The sequence below is a fragment of the Sphingomonas sp. CFBP 13603 genome, from assembly GCF_014892665.1.
Classification (GTDB): domain Bacteria; phylum Pseudomonadota; class Alphaproteobacteria; order Sphingomonadales; family Sphingomonadaceae; genus Sphingomonas.
The window spans coordinates 236,981-260,027 of the sequence record NZ_JADBIA010000003.1; the positions used below are offsets into that span (position 1 = coordinate 236,981).

Here is a 23,047-nt window from a genome sequence, read left to right on the forward strand (position 1 = left end):
CTTGGTACGAGTCAGGATGATCCGGTGACAGTTACGAAACATTCTCGCACGGCAGCGGCACGACGCTGGCGGCGCGGCGCCTGGGTGACCGGCATCGTGTCCGCGATCGTCGTGCTGTTCGTCTACCTCGCCGGCTATTTCGACCGCGATCCGGTGCATGTGTATCCGGCGATCGGCGTCCAGGCCTCGGGACCGCCACCGGTAGCGGTGGTGAACTTCTCGGGCGACATGGGGCTGCGGTTCCTGCTCGGCGCATCGACCTCGCGCGGGCTGACCGAGCACGGTATCCCCGTGGTCGGCATCACCACGCCGGCGTTGTTCGCGCATCATCGGACGCGACCGGAGCTCGATGCGATCATCGCGGACGGCGTGCGGACCGCGCTGGCGCGGACGGGTGCGAAGCGGATCGTCGTGATGGGGCAGTCCTATGGCGCGGATATCGTCCAGACGGGGCTAGTGAACCTTCCGAAGGACCTGCGCGCGCGTGTAGCGGCGATCGTTTTGATCCTGCCCGGCGACACGGTGTTCTACCGCGCCGACCCTTCGGGGCTGCTCTACGATCACGGGACGCCCGAGAGCATGGGGGCGACGACCGGCAACCGGCTGACCTGGGCGCCGGTGACGTGTATCTACGGGCTGGAGGAGACTGACAGCCTGTGTCCGCTGCTGACCACCGCGAACGCGCGAAAGGTCGGGATGCCGGGGGGGCATAACATCCATCACGATGCTGATGGGTTGCTGCGGCATGTACTGGCGACGATACGGGCGGTGGCGCCGAGTGCGGGACGGGGGTTCTAAGGTCGGGCGAGATGCTACGTCGTGCGCTCCCGACCCAATCCCTCAATTACTCAAACTTCCGCCCATCCCCCAATCGTCATCCCAGCGAAAGCTGGGATCTTATCGTGTGGGGTACGCGCCCGCCAACGGGGATACCCCAGCTTTCGCTGGGGTGACGGTTAAGCCGATGGACCGCGGCGGCCCCCATGTTCTCCCGCGAAGGCGGGAGTCCAGTCTGGGCCCCGCCTTCGCGGGAGAACAAGTAGGGGTGCGTTGGCATGGACCGGAACCACGCAGACTATTGCGGCTTGGCGGCGATCTTGATCTCGAAGAGCGTCGGCCAGTATTTGCCCGTCACGAACAGCCGGTCGGCTTTCGCGTCCCAGGCGATGCCGTTGAGGACCGCCTCGCGGTCGGTCGCGGCGATCTCGGCGACCAGTGGGCGGAGGTCGATCACCGCGGTCACCTTGCCGGTCTTGAGATCGATGCGGACGAGGAAGCCGGTGTGCCAGACATTGGCGAGCAGCGCTCCGTGGACATATTCGAGCTCGTTGATGTCGCGCAAGGGTCGCCCATCGATCGTCACCGCGACGCGCTTGCGTTCGACCAGTGTCAGCGGATCACGGACGATGATGTCGGGGCTGCCGTCGGACTGGAGCAGCGAGACGCCGTCGCTCGTCAGGCCCCAGCCTTCGCCGGTGTAGCGGTTCTGGCCCTTGGGTTTCAGCGTGCGAACGCCCCAGCGGTGCGCGATGCCGTCATGCCAGGTAAGGCTGACGAGCTGGTCCTTCCACAGCGCGAGGCCTTCGCCGAACTGCGCGGGGTCGATTCGCGCCCTGGCGAGGATCTTGCCGTCCTTGAGCGAGACGCGGCGGACGTCGGATTGCCGCTCCTGCCCCGTGCTCTCGTACAGCGCGCCGTCGTGCCAGAGGAGGCCTTCGGTGAACGCAGTGCGATCGTGCGGGTAGCGCGCGACGATCGTTGCCGAGAACACCGGCACGCGGGTCGGCTCGCGCGGAGCTGCGACAGCACCCTGCCCGGCCTGCGCCGCGGACGACAGCGAAGACGATGAAACGAGAACGGCCGGTCCCGCCAAAGCGAAACCGGCCGCAATCATTATCCTACCGAACACGGTACGATCAGCGTTCTGAGTCAGACAGCTATCAGCCGCCTGCGCTCAGGTTCACCGCTGCGTACTTGCCGCGACGATCGACCTCGAGCTCGAACTCGAGCTTGTCGCCCTCGTTCAGCGTCGACATGCCGGCGCGCTCGACGGCCGAGATGTGGACGAATGCGTCAGGCTGTCCGTCGTCGCGCTGGATGAAGCCGAAGCCCTTCATCGCGTTGAAGAACTTGACCGTGCCGGTCGCCTTCTCGCCGGTGAGCTGACGCTGTGCGCCACCTGCACCACCGTCACGGTCGCGATCGCCACCACGGGGCGCGCCCGGGCCGGCATCACGGTCACGCGGCGGGCCGCGATCGGTGACGGCCATCGGCTCGCCGTCGATCTTCAGGTCGGTTGCCGAGATACGGCCACCGCGGTCGACGAGCGTGAAGCCGAGCGGCTGACCCTCGGCGAGAGCGACCATGCCGGCCTGCTCGACGGCGCTGATGTGGACGAACACGTCCTCGCCGCCATCATCGCGAACGACGAAGCCGAAGCCCTTCTGCGCGTTGAAGAACTTTACGACGCCGGTGCCTTCGCCGACGACCTGGGGAGGCATGCCGCGACCACCGCCGCCGCCGCCACCACCCGAGAAGCCGCCGCCGCCACCGCCGCCGCGGTAACCACCGCCGCCGCCGCCGCTGCCGCCACCGAAGCTGCTGCCGCCGCCGTAGCTGCTGCCACCGCCGCCACCGTAGCTCGAGCCACCGCCGCCGCCATAGCTGCTACCGCCGCCGCCGAACCGATCGCCGCCACCGCCAAAGCTGCTGCCGCCGCCGAACTCGTTATCGCCGCCGCCGAAGCTGTCGCGCTTGTCGCGGCCACGCCCGCCACGGTTCCCGCGGCCACCTTTATCGAAACCCATAAGCTCTGTTCGTCTTCCCGGTTCGCCCGCAAATTTCTCAAAACCCTTGTGCCGGACGACGAACGCAGGTTTTCCAGCGCGAAACCTTTTGCGCCTTGAGGGGCCCCTTAGCGCAAAATACAAGCCGTCGCGAATAGATTCTGATCCGAGGGCTCTCGATTTGGATCGATACTGACGCAAGTGTCGCGCGCCAGCCACGACTCGTCGCATCGACGATCGCAAAGCCTTCTTGTCGCCTGATTCGGATCGGTGACGCATATAGAGGCATTGAGCGTTCAGCTTCAGGCGGCTACGGCCGACGCATGACAGTTCATCTCCACGAAGGCGACATTCCCGCCGACCTGTTCGCAGCCGGCGCCGCGATCGCCGTCGATACCGAGACGATGGGGCTGATCACGCCTCGCGACCGGTTGTGCCTCGTCCAGCTTTCCGATGGCGGCCCCGACGAGCACCTCGTTCGATTCGCCGCGGGAGCCGGCTACGACGCACCCAACCTCAAGGCCCTGCTGGCCGATCCTGCACGCGTGAAGCTCTATCATTTCGGCCGGTTCGATATCGCCGCGGTCCAGTATTATCTCGGCGTCGTCGCGGCACCGGTATACTGCACCAAGATCGCGTCGCGGCTGGTGCGGACCTACACCGATCGTCACGGCCTCAAGGAAATCGTCCGCGAACTGCTCGGCCAGGACATTTCGAAGCAGCAGCAGTCGTCGGACTGGGGCAGCCCCGAACTGTCCGAGGCGCAGAAGGATTATGCGGCGTCGGACGTGCGCTTCCTCCACCGGTTGCGAACCGAGCTCGACAAGCGGCTGATTCGCGAAGGCCGGATGGAGCTCGCCCAGGCCTGCTTCGACTTCCTGCCGACTCGCGCCGCGCTCGATATCGCCGGCTGGCCCGAAATCGACATTTTCGCACACGCTTGATGGACGTTCCGCCCCCCTCACCCGTCGCCCGTCGCGTCCGTAGCGCGCGACAGGACTGGGCCGCGCCGGGCGGCAGCCACGATCGGTTCGTGGCGATCGCCCGCGTCGGCCTGCCGACCGCGATCGGCGTGCTGGCGGCGTTCCTGGTGATGGCGCCGCTGACGGCGGGCGGCGACGTGTCGTTCCTGCTCGACAAGAACAAGGTCGACGTCGCGCAGGAGCGGATGAAAACACAGGCGGCGCGCTATCGCGGCGAGGATACGAAGGGCCAGGCGTTCACGCTCGACGCCGCCTCGGCGATCCAGAAAAGCTCGGCCGAGCCGATCGTGCAGCTCAATCAGCTCGCCGCGCAGATCCAGCTGACCGACGGCCCCGCCAATATCAAGGCGAACACCGGCCGCTACGACATGGACACCGAGAAGGTGCAGCTGTTCGGTCCGCTGAACGCCACCGCAGCGGGCGGCTACGACCTCAAGACCACCAACGCGACGATCGACATGAAGGCGCGGACGCTCGAAAGCGGCGGCGCGGCGACCGGCACCGTCCAGCAGGGCACGTTCAGCGCGAACAAGCTGCGCGCGAACCTGGAAGAGCGGACCGTGACGCTCGATGGCAATGCGCGCTTGCGGATCATCCCCAGAGGGCCGAAATAGCCGCCATGCGCGCCACTCACATCTTTGCAGCCCTGTCCGCCGTTCTGCTCTCCACGACCGCGGTCGCGCAGCAGGCGCACAATTCCAACGCCCCGATCGATTTCGGCGCGGATCATATCGAGCTGCAGGACAAGGCGAACCGCGCGATCCTGTCGGGCAACGTCGCGGTCAAGCAGGCCGAGATGACGCTGAACTCGGCGCGGATGACGGTGGCGTACACAGGCCAGGTGATCGGCGGGAACCCGCAGGTCTCGCGGCTCGATGCGTCGGGCGGCGTGATCGTCAAGCGTCCCGACCAGACGGCGCGGAGCCAGTACGCAATCTACGATCTCAACCGCCGCGTCATCACGATGCTCGGCGCGGTGACGCTGACGCAGGCGGGGAACACCGTGAACGGCGGGCGCCTGACGATGAACCTCGACACCGGGCGGTCGGTGATCGACGGCTCGTCGGTCGCCGGCGGCAGCGCAGGCGGATCGGCGGCAAGCGGTGGCACTGTGACCCAAACCGGCGGTCGCGTGACCGGCACCTTCTCGGTCCCCAAGCGCAACTGAGCCAGCAGGGGCGTCGTGAGGGGCTCGTAGGGGCTTCCCTCCGGCGGCGCGCTCATGCATGTTTCCTGCCAAACCCCCGCCGACTGTTCGGCGACACCATCAACGCCGAGTTTTCGGCGACTGACTTTTGCGAGGGCCTGATCCCATGGACGCCACCACGCTGCCCCCGATCGAGAACGTCGAGCCGATTTCCGAGCCGCCGGTGAGCAACGGGCTCCAGGTCGTCTCGATCGCCAAGTCTTACGACAAGCGCGTCGTGCTGACGGACGTGTCGGTCTCGGTCGGGCGCGGCGAGGTCGTCGGGCTGCTCGGGCCGAACGGCGCGGGCAAGACGACGTGCTTCTACTCGGTGATGGGCCTCGTGAAACCGGATTCGGGCCGGATCATGCTCGACGGCGAGGACATCACGAAGCTGCCGATGTACCGGCGCGCGATCCTCGGCCTCGGCTATCTGCCGCAGGAGACGTCGATCTTTCGCGGGCTGACGATCGAGAAGAACATCCTCACCGTGCTGGAGCTGTCCGAGCCCGACAAGGCGGCACGGCAGCGCAAACTCGACACGCTGCTTGAGGAGTTCGGCCTGACCCGCCTCCGCGCGGCACCGGCGATGGCGTTGTCGGGCGGCGAGCGACGACGCGCGGAAATCGCGCGCGCGCTGGCGGCGGACCCATCGATCATGCTGCTCGACGAGCCGTTCGCGGGCATCGATCCGATCTCGATCGCGGACATCCGCGATCTGGTGAAGGACCTCAAGCGCCGCGACATCGGCGTGTTGATCACCGATCACAACGTCCGAGAGACGCTCGAAATCGTCGACCGCGCCTACATCATCTACGACGGCCGGGTGTTGTTCTCCGGCTCGCCCGAGGAACTGGTCGCCGATGCGAACGTCCGGCGGCTGTATCTCGGCGAAGGCTTCTCGCTCTAGAGTTATGAACAGGCTGGCGCATCCATTCCTCCCCGGCACGGGGAGGGGGACCAGCGGAGCTGGTGGAGGGGGCCCTCCGCAAACGCAGCGTCTGACGCGCCCCCCCTCCGTCGACGCTTCGCGCCGCCACCTCCCCTTGCAGGGGAGGATCTAGTGAGCCTCGCCCCTCGCCTGGACATCCGCCAGTCGCAGTCGCTGGTGATGACCCCGCAGCTCCAGCAGGCGATCAAGCTGCTGGCGCTGTCGAACCTGGAGATTGAGGGGTTCATCGCCGAGGAAGTCGAGCGCAATCCGCTCCTCGAAGCCAGCGCCGCCGAAGACAGCGACGCCCCCGACCACGAGCCGGCCCCCGAAGTCCGCGACGAACGCGTCGCCGCCGACGAACTGGTCGCGGGCACGGGTAGCGGCGACGAACCGACGCTCGACGTCGACTACGCCACCGAAAGCCACCAGCAGGACAGCGTCGCCGACGGCGGCAGCGGGATGGACGGCGCGCTGTCGATGACCGGCGCGAGCGCGGGCGGTGCGGGCGGCGAAGACGGCCCCGATCTGGACGCGTTCGCGGATACCAGCCTCAGCCTCGCGGATCACCTGCTCGCACAGGCCGGGCCGGCGATTCCCCAAGACGACGCGTTCATCGCCGCGCATCTGATCGACCAGATCGACGAGGCGGGATACCTGACCGTCTCCCTGCTCGACATCGCCAACCGGCTTGGCGTGCCGCTGGTCCGCGTCGAGGCCGTGCTCGCGACGATCCAGACCTTCGACCCGACCGGCGTCGGCGCGCGCGATCTTGCCGAATGCCTGGCATTGCAGGCGACGGAGGCGGATCGTTATGATCCATGCATGGCGCGGTTGATCGACAACCTCGACCTGCTTGCGCGCGGTGAACTGACTCGGTTGAAGCGGATGTGCGACGTCGACGACGAGGACATGGCCGACATGATCCGCGAACTGCGCGGTTATGATCCGAAGCCGGGGTGCCGCTATGGGGGCGAGCCTGCGCAGTCGGTGACGCCCGATCTGTTCGTCGCGCGGACCAAGGCCGGCTGGGCGATCGAGATCAACGCCTCCACCCTGCCGCGCGTACTGGTCAACCGGAGTTACTATACCGAGCTATCGGGCGGGCAGCAGGACAAGGCGTCGAAGGCGTGGCTGTCGGACTGCCTCGCCAGCGCGAACTGGTTGGTGAAGGCACTCGATCAGCGCCAGCGGACGATCATCAAGGTCGCGACCGAGATCGTGAAGCAGCAGGAAGCGTTCTTCCTGAAGGGCGTCGCGCATCTGCGGCCCCTGACGCTGCGTCAGGTCGCGGACGCGATCGAGATGCACGAATCGACCGTCAGCCGCGTGACGAGCAACAAATACGTCTCGTGCGCGCGCGGGCTGTACGAACTGAAATACTTCTTCACGAGCGCGATCCAGTCCGCGGACGGCGGCGAGGCGGTGTCGGCGCAGGCGGTGAAATCCGCGATCAAGGCGCTGATCGACACCGAGGGCGCGAAGATCCTGTCCGACGATACGCTGGTCGACCTGCTCAACGCCAAAGGCTTCGACATCGCCCGGCGGACCGTGGCCAAATACCGCGAGGCGCTCGGGATCGGAAGCTCGGTGCAACGCCGCCGGGCCCGTACATTAGAGGGCATCGGCTAAGCTTGCCTTTCGTCGCGATAGGCCTAGCGTCGGGCCTGTCATCTCGGGGGGGCCCAGAACGATGGACGACCAAGCCACACGCGACTTAGGCGCCACGGCAGCCGAACCAGCGATCTTGCAGGCGACGGAGCCCGACGGTGCGCCGCGTATCGCGGTTCTCGATATCCTCCGCGGGATCGCGATCCTCGGCATCCTGTTCATGAACATCAACGACATGGGCGGCTCGCTCTGGGCGTCGTTCGGCGATTTTCGGCATATCGGGTGGACACAGGCCGATCAGGTCGCATGGTGGCTGCGCGAGGTGATCGCGAACGGCACCGCGCGCTGCATGCTCGAACTGCTGTTCGGTGCGGGGATGGTGATCCTGACCGATCGCGCCGCGCTGAGCGCCGGCAAGCGCGTCGTGATGAAGCGCTATTACCTCCGCAACCTGCTGCTGTTCGGGTTCGGCGTCGTCCACGTCTTCATCCTGTTGTGGCCCGGCGACATCCTCCACACCTACGCGATCGCCGCGATGATCGCGTTCCTGTTCCGCCGGATGCGGCCGCGCTGGCTGATCACGATCGGGCTGATCGCCGCCGTCGCGCAGTTCGCAGGGGGCGGATATTTCGGCTATTATCAGGCGCTGCAGGAGCGGTCGCAGGTCGCCGCGATCAACGAAGCGCGCGCGGCAGGTCGACCGGTCACCGCGGACGATCGGAAGGTGCTTGCCAAGATCGCGACCGGCGACGCCAAGCGCGCCAAGAGCAAGGCCGACAGCCGTGCGAGGATCGTCGCGGAGGACAAGGCGCGGACCGGCAATTTCGCGACATGGGCGGCAATGCAGTGGAGCGTAACGGTCTATCTCGAGACGCACGGGTTCGAACTGCTGTTCGTCTGGGAAGCCGCCAGCGTGATGCTGATCGGCGCCGCGCTCTACAAGCTCGGCATCCTGCAAGGTTCGCGATCGCGCGGCTTCTATCTGCGCATGACGCTGATCGCCTACGCGGTCGCCATCCCGTTGCGGATCGTCGGCGCGATCGAGCAGACGCGGTTCGACGATGCGCCCAAGACGATGTGGGCCACCGTCGAAGTCGCGCGCGAGGCGATGACGCTCGGCCATGTCGGCGCGGTGTGCCTGCTGCTCGGCACCGGGTTCGGCGCCATGCTGTTGCGGCCGTTCATCGCGGCCGGGCGGACCGCGCTGTCGATCTACATCCTCCAGACGATCGTCTGCCTGTGGATCCTGTTCCCGCCATTTGGGCTAGCCCTGTACGGGACGCTCGGCTGGACCGGTCTCATGGCGACCGCGCTGGCGATCGATATCGCGCTGTTGCTGCTCGCCAACGCCTATGTACGAAGGTTCGACATCGCCCCGGTGGAGTGGGCGTGGCGATCGCTGGTGGAGGGACGTGCGCTGCCGTGGCGCAGGGCGACGCCGCCGCCATTCTCCGGAGAACTACGTCCGGCGTGACGGGACGAGGGCTCAGTCGTCCTCGTCCTCGAACCCCACCAGCGCCAGCGCGCGCGCCTTGATCTGGCGGGTCATGCACCAGTGGACCAGCGCGTCCTCGCGGCCGTGCGTGACCCAGACTTCCCGCGGCGCGATCTCGGTCAGCGTGGCGATCAGTTCGTCCCAGTCGGCGTGATCGCTCAGGATCAGCGGGAGCTCGACATTCTTCTGTCGCGCACGGCCCCGAACGCGCATCCAGCCGCTCGCCATCGCGGTGATCGGGTCGGGCAGCCGTCGCGACCAGCGATCGTTGAGCGCGCCGGGCGGGCACATCACGACATGCCCCGCCATATCCGCCTTCTTAGCGTCCGCCACCGGGAGCAGTTCGCCGAGCCTGACGCCGTGTTCCGCATACAGGTCGCACAGGCGTTGCAGCGCGCCGTGGATGTAGATCGGCGCCTCGTGGCCACGTTCGCGGAGTTCGGCGATGACGCGCTGCGCCTTGCCGAGAGCATAAGCGCCGACGACGACGCAGCGGTCGGGGTTGGCATGCAGGGCGACGATCAGCTTGTCGATCTCGTCGCCGGTGTCGGGGTGGCGGAACACTGGCAGGCCGAACGTGGCCTCGGTGATGAAGACGTCGCATTTGACGGGTTCGAACGGCGTGCAGGTCGGGTCCGCGCGGCGCTTGTAGTCGCCCGAGACGACGATCCGCTCGCCGCGATAGTCGAGCACGATCTGCGCGGAGCCGAGGACGTGGCCGGCGGGGACGAAGCCGATGTCGACCTCTCCCATCCGGATCGTCTCGCCGTAAGCGACCGGGTTGCCGGCCTGCGGGCCGTAGCGCGCGTCCATGATCGCGAGCGTTTCCGGCGTCGCCCAGACCGCCTCGTGACCACCGCGCGCGTGATCGGCGTGGCCGTGCGTGACGAGCGCCTTGGCGGTCGGGATCGACGGGTCGATCCAGGCGTCGATCGGCTTGACGAGAATGCCGTGCGGATGCGGTTCGAGCCAGTCGCCGAGTTTTGCCATGCGGGAGTAACGCGTGACGTAGGGGTGCGGTGCCGTCGGCGGCGTATGCACCGCCCTACGTCGTCATCCCCCGCCAAAGGGAGGATCGATCAGCGCCGACCGCCGACCTTGATCGTCGCGAGGATCGCATTCATCCGCGCCGCCGCAACCGCCTGGGTCGGCGCGTTGCGGCTCGCGGGGTTCGCCGCCCGTACCGCGTAGGTGACGCGGTCGATCGCGTAGCAGGCGCCGTTGATGACGCTGCGGAAGTTGGTCGCGTTGACCTGCTGGCTCATGCCCGCATCACCATTGGTGTAGACCGTCCAGCGATGGCCGCCGAGCATCCGGTTCGGCAGGCGCTTCGCATGGCCCGAGACCAGCCCTTCGGTGCCGCAGGTCGCGACCACGCCCGCGCTCCGGCTGAAGCCGACCTGGATCATTTCAGTCACCTGCCCTTGGCCATTGGTCGGCCGGGCGACCTCCCAGAAGCGAACGATGCCGACGCCGCGACCGACCGGCGCGCCATCCCACATCTGGCGCCAGCCGCGGTTCATCAGCGCGCGGCCGGCGAAATTGCGCGTGGGCGTCAGGCTGGAGGCGTAGGACAATCGGACGATGCCGCCGCCCCCGACGAACGACTTGTCGGCGGCGGTGGCATTGGCGAACGGCAGAAGTGCGAGCAACGGCAGGGGCAGGAGATAACGAAGAAGCGACACCGATCGTCTTTCACAACAGAGCTTTGGCCGAAATGGCGGCCATCGCGCACGCGGTCCATAGCGGTGCGGCGCGACGCCCCCATATGACGCTGATGCGTGAACAGGCCGTGAGCGACCTCCCCTCCCCCTTGAAAAACTGGTTTGTCGCGAGGGGTTGGCGGCCGCGGCGGCATCAGCTGGAAATGCTGGCGGAAGGCCGCGCGGGGCATCATGCCCTGCTCGTCGCGGCGACCGGCGCGGGCAAGACGCTCGCTGGGTTCCTGCCGACGCTCGCCGAGCTGATCGAGGCCCCGACCACCGGTCTCCACACGCTTTACGTATCGCCGCTGAAAGCGCTCGCGGTCGATGTGCAGCGCAACCTGCTGACGCCGATCGATGAGATGGGCGTCGCTATCCGCGTCGAGACTCGCACCGGCGATACCCCTTCGGATCGCAAAGCCCGCCAACGGATCAAGCCGCCGCAGATTCTGCTGACGACCCCCGAATCGCTATCGCTATTGCTGAGCTACCCGGACAGCATCACGATGTTCGAGAACCTCCGCACGATCGTCGTCGACGAGGTCCACGCCTTCGCGACCGGCAAGCGGGGCGACCTGCTCTCCCTCTGCATGGCGCGACTCCAGAAGATTTCGCCGGGGATGCGCCGCGTTGCGCTGTCGGCGACGGTCGCGGATGCCGACGGCTATCGTGCGTGGCTCGCGCCCGATGGCGATATCGACCAGGTCGCGATGGTCCGCGGCGAGGCGGGTGCGGATCCCAACATCGCGATCCTGCTGCCCGAGGGCCGCGTGCCGTGGTCCGGGCATTCGGGCCGCTATGCCGCCGCGCAGGTGATGGCGGAGATCGAGGCGCACGAGACCTCGATCGTGTTCTGCAACACGCGCAGCCTGGCGGAACTGATCTTCCAGGATCTTTGGAAGGTGAATGCGGGAAACCTCCCGATCGGCGTCCACCACGGCAGCCTCGCGAAAGAGGCGCGCCGGAAGGTCGAGAACGCGATGGCAGAGGGCAAACTGCGCGCGCTGGTCGCGACGTCGAGCCTCGACCTGGGCGTCGACTGGGGCAATGTCGATTGTGTGATCCAGATGGGCGCGCCAAAGGGATCGTCGCGGCTGTTGCAGCGGATCGGGCGCGCCAACCACCGGCTCGACGAATCGTCGCAGGCGATCGTCGTGCCGGGCAATCGCTTCGAATATCTTGAGGCGCGCGCGGCGCTCGACGCGGTCGAGGCGGGCGAGCTCGATGCGGACATTTTTCGCGTCGGCGCGCTCGACGTGCTGGCGCAGCACGTGATGGCGTGCGCATGCGCGGCCCCGTTCCTCGAAGCTGCGTTGCTCGACGAGATCCGCTCCGCCCTCCCCTATTCCGCGCTGCCGACCGAGACGTTCGAGCGGGTACTGCACTTCATCAGCGACGGCGGGTATTCGCTGAAGGCCTATGACCGGTTCAAGCGGCTGACCAAGGACGCGGACGGGACGTGGCGCGTCAGCCATCCGAGATTCATCGGCCAGCACCGGCTGAACGCAGGCATCATCGTCGAGGCAACGATGCTCAACGTACGGTTCGGCAATGGCCGCGTGCTCGGCCGCGTCGAGGAGGCATTCGCAGCGCAGTTGAGCCACGGCGACACGTTCTTCTTCGCCGGACTGAGCCTTGAGGTGATGAAGATCGACCTCGAGGACCTCGTCGTGCGTGCGACGTCGAAGCCCGCGCGGATCCCGACCTATGGCGGCAGCCGGATGCCGCTGTCGACCAACCTCGCCGACCGTGTCCGCGGGTTCCTGGCGCATCCGGGCGAATGGGCGCGCTTCCCCGACGACGTGCGCGAATGGCTGGAGATGCAGGCGTATCGATCGGTGATGCCCGAGCCCGGCCAGCTGCTGGTCGAGACGTTCCCGCGTGAGGGGCGGCACTACATGGTCGCGTACAGTTTCGAGGGGTGGAATGCGCACCAGTCGCTCGGCATGCTGATCACGCGACGGATGGAGACGCAGGGGCTGAAACCGCTCGGATTCGTCGCCAATGACTATGCGCTGGCGGTGTACGGGCTGGAGAAGATCGTCGATCCGGCGTCGCTGTTCTCGGCGGATATTCTCGAGCACGAGTTCGTCGAATGGGTGCAGCAATCGCATCTGTTGAAGCGCGCGTTTCGCGAGGTCGCGGTGATCGGCGGGCTGGTCGAGCGCCAGCATCCGGGCAAGCGCAAGACCGGCAAGCAGGTGACGTTCTCGACGGACCTGATCTACGACGTGCTGCGCAAGTACGAGCCGACGCATCTGCTGCTGGAGGCGGCGTGGGCGGACGCGCGCGCGCGGATGACCGATGTCGGGCGTTTGGCGTCGTTGCTCGATCGTGCGGCGGCGACGATGGTGCATGTCGACCTGGAGCGGGTGACGCCGCTGGCGGTGCCGGTGCTGACGCTGATCGGGCGCGAGAAGATCTCGACCAACAGCTCGGACGACGCGCTGCTGATCGAGGCGGAGGCGATGATCGCCGACGCGATGCGGCCGGATTAAAAGTTGCCCTCCCCCCACCCAAACACACCACCCCGGCGGAGGCCGGGGCCCAGTTGGGGAACGCTGCTAACGAAGGGCGGCTTGCAGTTATTGCCACCTTTCCAACTGGGCCCCGGCCTCCGCCGGGGTGGTGCCGTTTGTAGCAGCGTTCGTCCTTAACAACGGTAGTTGCACGCGCGTGAATTCAGGCGCAGCATTTGCAGCATGCACAAGTGGCTAGCCCCGCTACTGCTAGTCATCGCCGCCCAAGCTAGCGCTCAGGACGCAGTCTCTCCACGCCCAAATGCTGCACCCCTTCCAGCCGCAGCATCAACCGCAGAACCAGACCCCGCCACGCTCCTGTTCGTCGACGACGAAAGCCGCATGACGGTCCCCGTGACGATCGCCGGCGCCGGCCCCTTCCCCTTCGTCGTCGACACCGGCGCGCAGCGTACCGTCATCGCCCGCGAACTCGCGGCCACGCTCGGGCTTGCGCCTGGCCGCATCGTCCGCGTGACCGGCATGACCGGCTCGGACAGCATCGGCACCGTCATGATTCCCTCGCTCACGGTGAGCGTGATCGGCAGCGCCGCGATCGAGGCCCCTGCGATCAGCGCGATCAACCTCGGCGCGCGCGGGTTGCTCGGGATCGACACGTTGCAGGATCATGCGGTGGGGATCGACTTCGACACGAAGACGATGACCGTCACCCCCTCGCGCAAACGTCAGACTCGCGAACGCGCAGGTCCCGACGAGATCGTGATCAAAGCGCGCAGCCTGTTCGGACAGCTGGTCGTCACCGACGCCTATTGCAACGGCATCCGCATCCGCGTGATCCTCGATACCGGCACGTCCGTGAGCATGGCCAATGGCGCACTCCGCCGGAAGGTGACGCGCAAGGGATTGGGCCGCGCTGGGCCGTCGCAGTCGGTGTCGCTGACCGGCGTCACCGGCGAAACGGTGGTTGCGGATTACACGACGATCGACCGCGTCACGATCGGGAGCCTTTCGCTCGGCGACGTGCCCGTCGCGTTCACTGCGATCGATGCGCCGCCGTTCCGGCAGTTCGGATTGTCCGAGCGTCCCGCGATGCTGCTCGGGATGGATGTGCTGCAGTTGTTTCGCCGCGTCGACATCGATTTCGCCAACCGTGAAGTCAGGCTGGCATTGCCTCGCGGAACGCGTCGTGGCGGAGAGCCGCGGCGCTGAGGTTGCGTAACCGCGCGTTCGCTGCAACTCTCCCCACAGAAACGAACAAGGGGACGACGATGCGCGCGACTGGTTGGCTACTCACGGCGGCGATTCTGACCACACCCGTCACCGCACAGGCGCAGTCTCGCCCTGACCAGAAGGCGTTCCTCGGGCTCTACAAGGAACTGGTCGAGACCAACACGACGCTGTCGTCCGGCAGCTGCACGCAGGCCGCGGCGCAGATCGGCGCGCGACTGAAGACGGCGGGCTATACCGATGCCGACATCACCTATTTCTCGGTGCCCGAGCACCCGAAGGACGGCGGGCTGGTCGCGGTGCTGAAGGGATCGGACGCGTCGATCAAGCCGATGCTGCTGCTCGCGCATCTCGACGTGGTCGAGGCGAAGCGCGAGGACTGGGTGCGCGATCCGTTCAAGCTGATCGAGGAAGGCGGTTATTATTACGCGCGCGGCACCGTCGACGACAAGGCACAGGCGGCGATCTGGTCCGACGCGATGATCCGCTTCAAGACCAGCGGGTACAAGCCGAAGCGGACGATCAAGCTGGCGCTGACCTGCGGCGAGGAAACGACGTTCGCGTGGAACGGCGCGCAATATCTGGCGAAGTCGAAGCCCGACCTGATCGCGGCCGAGTTCGCGCTGAACGAGGGCGGCGGCGGGCGGATCGACGACAACGGCAAGCGCCAGTTGCTGGCGATCCAGGTCGGCGAGAAGGCTGCGCAGAACTACACGTTCCTCGCCACCAATCCCGGCGGGCACAGCTCGCAGCCGATCCCCGAGAACGCGATCTACGAACTCGCCGATGCGGTGAAGGCAGTCCAGGGCTACGAGTTCCCGGTGAAGTTCACCGACACGACCAAGGCATTCTTCGCGGCGAGCGCGAAGGCGATGCCGGGCGAGATGGGGGATGCGATCACGAAGCTGCTCGCGAACCCCGAGGACAAGACGGCGGATGCGATCGTCAGCCGCGACAAGGCGATGCACTCCACGTTGCGCACGACCTGCGTGGCGACGTTGCTGAACGCGGGTCACGCGGAGAACGCGTTGCCGCAGCGCGCGACCGCGAACATCAACTGCCGTATCTTTCCGGGGGAGACGGTGGAGGGCACGCTCGCCAAGCTGAAGGAGCTGGCGGGGGCCAAGGTGACGGTGACGGCGAACCAGCCGGTGCGGCCGACTGCGATCCCGCCGACGCTCGACCCGAAGATCATGGGCCCGGTGACCAAGGTCGCGGCGAAGCACTTCCCCGGCCTGCCGATTCTCCCACTGATGTCGACCGGCGCGACCGACGGTATCTTCTTCGAGGCGATCGGGATCCCGGTTTATGGGGCTCCGGGGGTGTTCATCGACAAGGACATGGGGGGCATTCATGGCCTCAATGAGCGAATCCGGGTGGCTTCGCTGTATGACGGCCGGGATTACCTCTTTGACTTAGTGAAGGCATTCGCGGGGTGAGTGCCACGTCCCTCGCCCCTTCGGGGAGAGGGAGGGAGGAGCCTTTAGGCGATGGAAGGGAGAGGGGCTTGGGGCTCGAGACCGTGCGTCCCAACGCCCCTCTCCCTTCCCACGGCAAGTGCCGCGGGCCCCTTCCCTCTCCCCGGAGGGGCGAGGGAGTACGCGCTAACCGTGCGCCCTGCGCGAGACTTACACCGTGACCTGTTCGCCTAGTTCCAGCACCTTGCCGGGTGGGATCTTCAGGAAGTCGGTGGGGTCGCTGGCGTTCCTTTGCAGGAACAGGAAGATTCGGTCCTGCCAGGGCGGCATGCCCTTTTCCGCGTCGGGCTTCAGCGTGTTCCGGCCGATGAAGAACGACGTCCGCATCGGGTCGAGCCCGAGCTGCTCGGTCTTGTTGCCGACGCCGAGATCGCGCGGCACGTCGGGGGATTCCATGAACCCGTAGGTCAGCACGACGATCGAGAAATTGTCGTCGACGCGTTCTACCTTCGCCCGCTGAGACTCCTCGACGAACGGCCGGTCGGCGGTGCGGATGCTGACGATCAGGTTGCGCTCGTGGAGCACCTTGTTGTGCTTGAGATTATGCAGCAGCGCACCCGGCGTCGCGTGCGGGTTGCCGGTCAGGAACACGGCCGTCCCCGACACGCGTTCGGGCGGGCGCTTCTCCAACGCCGAGGCGAGATCGCTGAGCGGGATGCTCTGGCGCTTCTCGAACGCGCTGACGATCTTCTTGCCGCGTACCCAGGTGAAGATGATCAGCCCGATCGCGGCGGCGATGACCAGCGGCACCCAGCCCCCCTCGATCACGCGCAGGATGTTCGCGCCGAAGAAGATCAGGTCGAGCGTCAGGAACGGCAGGATCGCCGCCAGTGCGAGTGGGCGCGACCAGTTCCAGCGGTGACGGACGACGATGTACGCGAGCAAGGTCGTGACCACCATCGTGCCGGTCACCGCAATGCCGTACGCGGCCGCCATCGCCGACGACGTCTTGAATTGGATCACCAGCACCAGCACGCCGATCAGCAACAGCCAGTTGATCGCGGGGAGGTAGATCTGGCCGGCGAACACCGCGGAGGTCTGGCGGATGCGCAGGCGCGGGAGCAGTCCGAGCTGGATCGCCTGCTGCGTCAGCGAGAACGCGCCGGTGATGACCGCCTGGCTGGCGATGACGGTCGCGAAGCCGGCGAGGATGATCAGCGCCGGGCGCAGCGATTCGGGCGCCATCAGGAAGAACCAGTCCTGGTTAACGAACGGCACACCGCGCGTTGCCGCGTCCTCGAGCCGCGACAAGGCGAACGCGCCCTGGCCAAGGTAATTGAGCGCGAGCGCCGGGAAGACGAGGAAGAACCAGCCGATGCGGATCGGCAGCTTGCCGAAATGGCCCATGTCGGCGGTCAGCGCCTCGGCGCCGGTAACGGTCAGGAACACGGCGCCGAGCACGAACAGCCCGGTGACGCCGTGCGTGGCGAGGAACGAGATGCCGTAGGTCGGCAGGAACACGCGGACGATCGAGGGCTCGTCGGCGATGTGCCAGATGCCTAGCGCACCGATCGCGACGAACCAGAGGATGCAGACCGGGCCGAACAGCTTCGATACCTGCGCCGTGCCGCGCGACTGGATCAGGAACAGCCCGATCAGGATGCCGATCGTCAGCGCGCGCACCACGCCTTCGTTGAAGATGTGCGCGGCGCTGGGGATCGTCCGCAGGCCTTCCATCGCAGAGAGCACCGACAGCGCCGGCGTGATGATCGCATCGCCGTAGAACAAAGACGCGCCCGCCGCGCCGAGCACGATCGCGATCCGCGACCGCATGCCGAGCGCGCGACGGGCGAGCGCGGCCAGCGCCAGTACGCCGCCCTCGCCCTGGTTGTCGGCGCGCATCAGGAAGATGACGTATTTGACCGTGACGACGAGGAACAGCGACCAGAGCGCGAGGCTCAGCACGCCGAGGATCTCGGTCGGATCGATGCCGCCTGCGGACGTCTGGCCGAGCGCCTCGCGGAACGCGTAGAGCGGGCTGGTGCCGATATCGCCGAACACCACGCCGATCGCGCCGACGGTCAAGGCGGCGAGTGCGGGGTGCGGATGCAGATGCGCCGCTGACAGATCGCCAGGCGTTTCCGGTACAGCGGCAGTTTGGGGTGTTCCGGCGACGGACGTCATGGCGCGAAGAGCGCTCCTCCTGAGGGGACGGCGCGCTTTACGCCGATTGGGGGCATGCGCAAGTCCTGCCGGTTTCGGGCAATGGCGGGTTGATTCACCGGGCGCGCACCGGCATGGCGGGCGGATGGTTCCCTTTTCGTTCGGCGGGCATGCGCTTCTGGCGTTGGCGCAAGGCGCGCTGTTCTGGCCGGAGCGGCGTGCGCTGCTGGTCGCCGACCTGCATTTCGAGAAGGCGAGCTGGTTCGCCAAGCGCGGCCAGATGCTGCCGCCTTATGATTCGATCGCGACGCTGGCGGACCTTACCGCATTGGTTGCCGCGACCGGCGCGCGCGAAGTCTGGTGTCTCGGCGACAGCTTCCACGACAGCGACGGCTGCGAGCGATTGCCGCAGCGCGCGCAGGACATGCTGCGGGCGATGACCGACGGGACGCGCTGGACATGGATCACGGGCAATCACGATCCGGCGATTCTCGATCGGTGTGGCGGGGAGGTCGTGGACGAGGTGGTCGTCGACGGGCTGGTGCTGCGGCATGAAGCGGACCGGGCGGAGACGCGACCGGAACTGTCGGGGCATTTCCATCCGAAGCTTCGGCTGCGCGTACGCGGGAAGCAGGTGGCGCGACGGTGTTTCGTAGCGACGGCAACGAAGCTGATTTTGCCTGCGTTCGGGTCGTTGACTGGCGGGTTGGACGTGGACCATCCGGAGATCGTTCGGGCTGTCGGGGTCGGCGCAGAGGCTATGGTGCCAGTGGCGGACCGGATGCTGCGGTTTCCGGTTGCTGCCTAGATCGTAACCCGAAGTATTCCACCACCCCGGCGAAGGCCGGGGTCCAATTGCGGGCGGTTCATAACGAAGGTTGGTCCGTCGTTATTGCGACCTTTCCAATTGGGTCCCGGCCTTCGCCGGGGTGGTGCACTTTGACGGGAGGTGCCGCGTCAGCTCGCAATCGTCGGAAACGCCGCGCGGAAGGCGGCAACCTTCGGCTTGTCCCACATCACGACGTAGGGATGCGTCGGGTTCCGGGCATAGAAATTCTGATGATACGCCTCGGCCGGATAGAACGGGCCGGTCTCCAGCTTCGTCACGATTGGCCCGGAGAACGCGTGCGTGGCACCGAGTTGCGCGATGTACGCCCGCGCAACCTGTGCCTGTGCGGGCGACTGCGGGAAGATCGCCGAACGGTAGCTGGTGCCGCTGTCCGGTCCCTGGCGGTTCAACGTCGTCGGATCATGCGCGATCGAGAAATAGACGCGAAGCAGCGTGCCGTAGCTGACCACGCGGGGATCATAGGCGATCTTGATCGCCTCGGCATGCCGAGTCGTCTCGGCGGAAACCTGATCGTAAGTCGCGGTCGCCTTGGTGCCGCCGGCATAGCCGGTCGTGACGGTCTTCACGCCCTTCACATGTTCGAACACCGCTTCCATCGTCCAGAAGCAGCCGCCGGCTAGTACCGCGGTCTGGATACCGGGAGCCGCGGGAAGGTCGGTCTTGACGGCGGGGATGACGACGGCGCGGGCGCCTTGCGCGGTGTCGGTGGCAATAAGCGCACCGGCGATACCGACGGCGGCGAGCGTGGCGAGAAGCGGCTTTTTCATGTTTTGATACATGGGGTTGCCGCTCGACTTCGCTAGGCCGTCGCCGCAGTTATCGCGTGGTGGCGGAGACGCTGTGCTCGAAATGGCTGGCGAAGGTCTGGCGGGCTTCGGCAGGCTGCAGTGCGAGCAAGCCGATGGCGCCGAGGACGAAACCGCCGCTGAACTGCCAGAAGAAACTCGACTTTACGATGCTGCGCATGATGCGATCCCAATGAAACCCAGTGATGGCGCCGACCGGATAGGTCAGCGTCAGTTACGGACCGGCATGTCGTAGAGATGCCGGCCAACCACAATGTCGTTTTTAGAAACTCTCGATTAACGCGCCGTGGCCGATGCGTTCATCGTGCAGCAGGCATCGCCCGGCAGGGTTGCCGGAAGATGTCGCCGCGTGTCTCGAATGTTGCCGGCGTTATGTCAGCGCGGCGCACGCCGCCTGAATGCGCGTGCAGGCCTCGCGGAGCAGCGCGTCTGACGTCGCGTAGCTGATCCGGAACGCCGGCGAGAGGCCAAACGCGGCGCCCTGCACGACCGCCACCTTGGCGTCGTCGAGCAGATAGCCGACCATCGCCTCGTCGGTGTCGATCAGGCGGCCGTTCGGCGTGGTCTTGCCGATGAGCTCGGCGAACGACGGGTAGACGTAGAACGCACCCTCCGGCGTCGGGCAGTGCATGCCGTCGATCTCGTTGAGCATCGACACGACCAGGTCGCGACGGCCCTGGAACGCGGTGTTGCGTTCGGCGAGGAACGACTGGTCGCCGTTCAGGGCGGCGACAGCGGCGGCTTGGGCGATCGAGCACGGGTTCGAGGTCGACTGCGACTGGAGCTTGGCCATCGCCTTGATCAGCCACGATGCGCCGGCGCCGTAGCCGATCCGCCAACCGGTCATCGCATAGGCCTTCGAGCAGCCGTTGACGGTCAGCGTGCGATCGAACAGCTCGGGGCATGCCTCCGCAATCGTCGCGAACTTGAAGCCGTCATAGACGATGTGCTCGTACATATCGTCGGCGAAGATCCACACGTGCGGGTGCTTCGCCAGCACAGCGCCGAGCGCCTTCAGCTCGTCGATCGTGTAGCCGGCCCCCGTCGGGTTCGACGGCGAGTTGAGGATCACCCACTTGGTTTTCGAGGTGATCGCAGCGTCGAGTGCGGCCGGATCGAGCTTGTAGCCGACCTCGGGACCCGCCTTGACGATCACCGGCACGCCGCCCGCGAACTGCACGACGTCGGGATAGCTGACCCAGTACGGCGCGGGAATGACGACTTCGTCGCCCGGATCGATCGTCGCGACCATCGCGTTGAACAGGGTGTGCTTGCCGCCGACGTTCACGCTGATCTGATCGGTGGTGTAGGTGAGGTTGTTGTCGCGCGCGAACTTCGCGACGATCGCCTGCTTCAGTTCGATCGTGCCGTCGACGTTTGTGTATTTGGTCTTGCCGTCGCGGATCGCCTGGATCGCCGCCTCTTTCACGAAGTCCGGCGTGTCGAAATCGGGTTCGCCCGCGCCAAGCCCGATCACGTCGACGCCTGCGCGCTTCAGTTCAAGAACGCGCGAGGTGATCGCGAGCGTCGGCGAGGGGCTGATGCGGCCGAGCGCGGCGGATGCGTGCATGGTGTAACCTTTGCGGTTGTCCGCGAACGTCGCCGCGGAATTCGCGGGCGCTATACGCGCCGATCGGTCGAATTCGCAACCGTAACGATGGCGGGAATGAGCCCGCGGACTGCATTTCCGATGAAGAATCCGGCGGTCAGGTCGGCGCGGGTTAGCGGGGCTTCGGTTGCGCGGCCTGATTCAAGGAGGTCGGCTCGCAATATCCCGGGGAGCAGGCCATGCCGTAGCGGCGGCGTGACGAGGCCTTCTCCGCGCTGGACAAACAGGGAGGTAAAGCTGCCTTCGGTCAGAAGGCCTTCCGCGTCCTCGAACACCACCTCGAACGTCCCCGCGGCTTTCCGCGCGTCGTCGTAGAAGGCGCGCGCGCTCGTCTTGTGACGGAGGCGGAAGTCGGTCGCGGCGACGGGCAGCGGAACGATCGCGACGGTCGCTTGCGCAGGCGAGTGCGGGAGTGGCGCCGCCTCGATCGCGATCGCGCCCGATGGGCTGAGCAACAGGCGGATGCGGCGGGGTCCGCGCAGCCGGAAGGTGGCGGCCTGGAGTTCGTTGCGCGCCGTGTGGCGGTCGAAGGTGAAGCCCAAGGCCTCTGCGCTCGCCTTCATCCGTGCGAGATGCGCCTCGAGACGGGCGAGGCCGTCGTCGGGATCGAACGCCATCGTCTCGATCAGGTCGAAGCGGCGCTGGCCGGCGGTGACGAATGCGCCCTTCGCGTGGCATTCGTCCCATTCGGCGTCGGCTGCGCTGTCGGCGACGATGCCCGAGCCGAGACTCATCGTCGCGGTCTCATCCCGGATCGCAATCGTGCGAATCGCGACGCTGAAGATCGCGTCGCCATTGGGATCAAGCCGACCGATCGACCCGGTGTAGATGCCGCGAGTGCGCGCGTGCTCGACCTCGGCGATGACCTCCATCGCGCGCTGTTTCGGCGCGCCGGTGATCGATCCGCACGGGAACAGTACGGTCAGGACGTCGACCGCGTCGCACTCCGGTTTCAGCGTCGCGGTGACGGTCGAGGTCATCTGGTGGACGGTCGGATAGGTCTCGACGGTAAACAGGTCAGGGACCGCGACCTGGGTAGCGACGCGCGACAGGTCGTTGCGCATCAGGTCGACGATCATGAGGTTTTCGGCGCGCTGCTTCGGGTCGACCGCAAGTGTCTCGGCGAGCGCGCGATCGGTGTCGGGCGTGTCGCCGCGCGGTGCGGTGCCCTTCATCGGGCGGCAGGTGAGCGTGTCGCCGTTGAGCGCAAAGAAGAGTTCGGGGGAGAGCGACAGGAACCGCGTCTCGCCGGTGTCGATGAGCGCGCCATAGCCCGCCTTCGCCTGTTGCCGCAGCCGGGCGTAGAGCGCGAGAGGGTTGCCGACGAACGGCACGCTGGCGGCGAAGGTGAGGTTGGCCTGGTAGATGTCGCCCGCCGCGATCAGGTCGAGTACGCGCGACAGGCTAGCGTCGTACGTGTCGCGGTCGATCAGGGGTTTGGGTGCGCCGGTCCAGGCGCCCGCGGGGTCGGGGAGCAAGGCGGCCACGTCTTCGGGCGCGATCGTCCGGTAATTGGCGAACAGGCCGAACCAGAGCAGCGGGCCTTCGGTGCGGACGTCGACCGGCCTCGAGGCGAGTGCGGCGCCGGCTTCGTAGGTGAGGTATCCGGCGGCGTGGAGCCCTTCCTTACGGGCGTCGCGGAGGGCGTCGAGCGCGGGGCGAATTTCGGCGAGCGTATCGGCGCGGATGATCCGGACGGGATCGCGGTACACTCGCGCCGGGGCGCCTGCCGCGCGGGCGTCATCGAGCAACACGTAGGGCGCGGTCCACATCGCCTTCACTGTTGCACGGGCGATGGGGTA

20 protein-coding genes are annotated in these 23,047 nt (G+C 66.6%); 11 read left to right on the forward strand and 9 right to left on the reverse strand.

Going from position 1 to position 23,047, the window contains the following annotated elements:
* Window positions 1–24 precede the first annotated feature (24 nt).
* Complete coding sequence (locus tag IFR23_RS06600) at window positions 25–798, forward strand: AcvB/VirJ family lysyl-phosphatidylglycerol hydrolase (protein WP_192975198.1); 774 nt, start codon at window positions 25–27, stop codon at window positions 796–798.
* A gap of 277 nt (window positions 799–1,075) precedes the next feature.
* Here IFR23_RS06600 and IFR23_RS06605 read toward each other — a convergent pair whose 3' ends face one another.
* Window positions 1,076–1,894 carry a glutaminyl-peptide cyclotransferase gene (locus IFR23_RS06605; protein ID WP_192975199.1) on the reverse strand — a complete coding sequence of 273 codons (819 nt, stop codon included), beginning with the start codon at window positions 1,892–1,894 and terminating at the stop codon, window positions 1,076–1,078.
* Between the two features lie 46 nt (window positions 1,895–1,940).
* Window positions 1,941–2,807 (reverse strand): cold-shock protein, encoded by an 867-nt coding sequence (locus IFR23_RS20415; protein WP_192975200.1) that lies wholly within the window; start codon window positions 2,805–2,807, stop codon window positions 1,941–1,943.
* A 302-nt stretch (window positions 2,808–3,109) separates the two neighbouring features.
* On the opposite strand from IFR23_RS20415, the gene IFR23_RS06615 reads away from it, so the two are divergent.
* The 6 genes from IFR23_RS06615 (at window position 3,110) to IFR23_RS06640 (ending at window position 8,971) form a co-directional block, all read left to right on the forward strand.
* Window positions 3,110–3,730, forward strand: a complete 621-nt coding sequence (locus IFR23_RS06615; protein ID WP_056063589.1) for a ribonuclease D — start codon at window positions 3,110–3,112, stop codon at window positions 3,728–3,730.
* Window positions 3,730–4,383, forward strand: coding sequence for an LPS export ABC transporter periplasmic protein LptC (gene lptC, locus IFR23_RS06620; RefSeq protein WP_192975201.1), 654 nt, complete (start codon window positions 3,730–3,732; stop codon window positions 4,381–4,383). Before IFR23_RS06615 ends, lptC begins: the two co-directional genes overlap by 1 nt.
* 5 nt (window positions 4,384–4,388) lie before the next feature.
* The gene (locus tag IFR23_RS06625; RefSeq protein WP_192975202.1) at window positions 4,389–4,937 is read left to right on the forward strand and encodes an LptA/OstA family protein; all 549 of its coding nucleotides are present in this window, start codon (window positions 4,389–4,391) and stop codon (window positions 4,935–4,937) included.
* Between the two features lie 145 nt (window positions 4,938–5,082).
* Window positions 5,083–5,865, forward strand: coding sequence for an LPS export ABC transporter ATP-binding protein (gene lptB / locus IFR23_RS06630; protein ID WP_107963957.1), 783 nt, complete (start codon window positions 5,083–5,085; stop codon window positions 5,863–5,865).
* A gap of 153 nt (window positions 5,866–6,018) precedes the next feature.
* Window positions 6,019–7,518, forward strand: a complete 1,500-nt coding sequence (gene rpoN / locus IFR23_RS06635; RefSeq protein ID WP_192975203.1) for an RNA polymerase factor sigma-54 — start codon at window positions 6,019–6,021, stop codon at window positions 7,516–7,518.
* Window positions 7,519–7,579: 61 nt separating this feature from the next.
* Window positions 7,580–8,971, forward strand: coding sequence for a DUF418 domain-containing protein (locus IFR23_RS06640; RefSeq protein ID WP_192975204.1), 1,392 nt, complete (start codon window positions 7,580–7,582; stop codon window positions 8,969–8,971).
* 12 nt (window positions 8,972–8,983) lie between these two features.
* Here IFR23_RS06640 and IFR23_RS06645 read toward each other — a convergent pair whose 3' ends face one another.
* Both IFR23_RS06645 and IFR23_RS06650 read right to left on the reverse strand, forming a co-directional pair.
* Window positions 8,984–9,982 (reverse strand): ligase-associated DNA damage response exonuclease, encoded by a 999-nt coding sequence (locus IFR23_RS06645; protein ID WP_192975205.1) that lies wholly within the window; start codon window positions 9,980–9,982, stop codon window positions 8,984–8,986.
* 89 nt (window positions 9,983–10,071) lie between these two features.
* A complete protein-coding gene (locus IFR23_RS06650) occupies window positions 10,072–10,677 on the reverse strand; it encodes a hypothetical protein (protein ID WP_192975206.1) in 606 nt (201 codons plus the stop codon).
* 92 nt (window positions 10,678–10,769) lie between these two features.
* On the opposite strand from IFR23_RS06650, the gene IFR23_RS06655 reads away from it, so the two are divergent.
* The 3 genes from IFR23_RS06655 (at window position 10,770) to IFR23_RS06665 (ending at window position 15,838) form a co-directional block, all read left to right on the forward strand.
* A complete protein-coding gene (locus tag IFR23_RS06655; protein ID WP_192975207.1) occupies window positions 10,770–13,193 on the forward strand; it encodes a ligase-associated DNA damage response DEXH box helicase in 2,424 nt (807 codons plus the stop codon).
* Between the two features lie 363 nt (window positions 13,194–13,556).
* Window positions 13,557–14,381, forward strand: coding sequence for an aspartyl protease family protein (locus IFR23_RS06660; protein ID WP_244655494.1), 825 nt, complete (start codon window positions 13,557–13,559; stop codon window positions 14,379–14,381).
* 59 nt (window positions 14,382–14,440) lie between these two features.
* Window positions 14,441–15,838, forward strand: coding sequence for a M20/M25/M40 family metallo-hydrolase (locus IFR23_RS06665; RefSeq protein ID WP_192975209.1), 1,398 nt, complete (start codon window positions 14,441–14,443; stop codon window positions 15,836–15,838).
* 189 nt (window positions 15,839–16,027) lie between these two features.
* On the opposite strand, the gene IFR23_RS06670 is transcribed toward IFR23_RS06665, so the two are convergent.
* Complete coding sequence (locus tag IFR23_RS06670) at window positions 16,028–18,001, reverse strand: potassium transporter Kup (protein WP_192975210.1); 1,974 nt, start codon at window positions 17,999–18,001, stop codon at window positions 16,028–16,030.
* Window positions 18,002–18,125: 124 nt separating this feature from the next.
* On the opposite strand from IFR23_RS06670, the gene pdeM reads away from it, so the two are divergent.
* Complete coding sequence (gene pdeM, locus IFR23_RS06675; RefSeq protein WP_192975211.1) at window positions 18,126–18,788, forward strand: ligase-associated DNA damage response endonuclease PdeM; 663 nt, start codon at window positions 18,126–18,128, stop codon at window positions 18,786–18,788.
* Between the two features lie 149 nt (window positions 18,789–18,937).
* On the opposite strand, the gene msrA is transcribed toward pdeM, so the two are convergent.
* The 4 genes from msrA to pabB all read right to left on the reverse strand — a co-directional run bounded on the left by msrA (window position 18,938) and on the right by pabB (window position 23,017).
* Window positions 18,938–19,597 carry a peptide-methionine (S)-S-oxide reductase MsrA gene (msrA, locus tag IFR23_RS06680; RefSeq protein ID WP_192975212.1) on the reverse strand — a complete coding sequence of 220 codons (660 nt, stop codon included), beginning with the start codon at window positions 19,595–19,597 and terminating at the stop codon, window positions 18,938–18,940.
* Window positions 19,598–19,646: 49 nt separating this feature from the next.
* The gene (locus IFR23_RS06685) at window positions 19,647–19,796 is read right to left on the reverse strand and encodes a hypothetical protein (protein WP_192975213.1); all 150 of its coding nucleotides are present in this window, start codon (window positions 19,794–19,796) and stop codon (window positions 19,647–19,649) included.
* A 210-nt stretch (window positions 19,797–20,006) separates the two neighbouring features.
* Window positions 20,007–21,206, reverse strand: coding sequence for a pyridoxal phosphate-dependent aminotransferase (locus IFR23_RS06690; protein WP_192975214.1), 1,200 nt, complete (start codon window positions 21,204–21,206; stop codon window positions 20,007–20,009).
* A gap of 50 nt (window positions 21,207–21,256) precedes the next feature.
* Entirely contained in the window at window positions 21,257–23,017 is a 1,761-nt protein-coding gene (gene pabB, locus IFR23_RS06695; protein WP_192975215.1) for an aminodeoxychorismate synthase component I, read from the reverse strand.
* Window positions 23,018–23,047 lie beyond the last annotated feature (30 nt).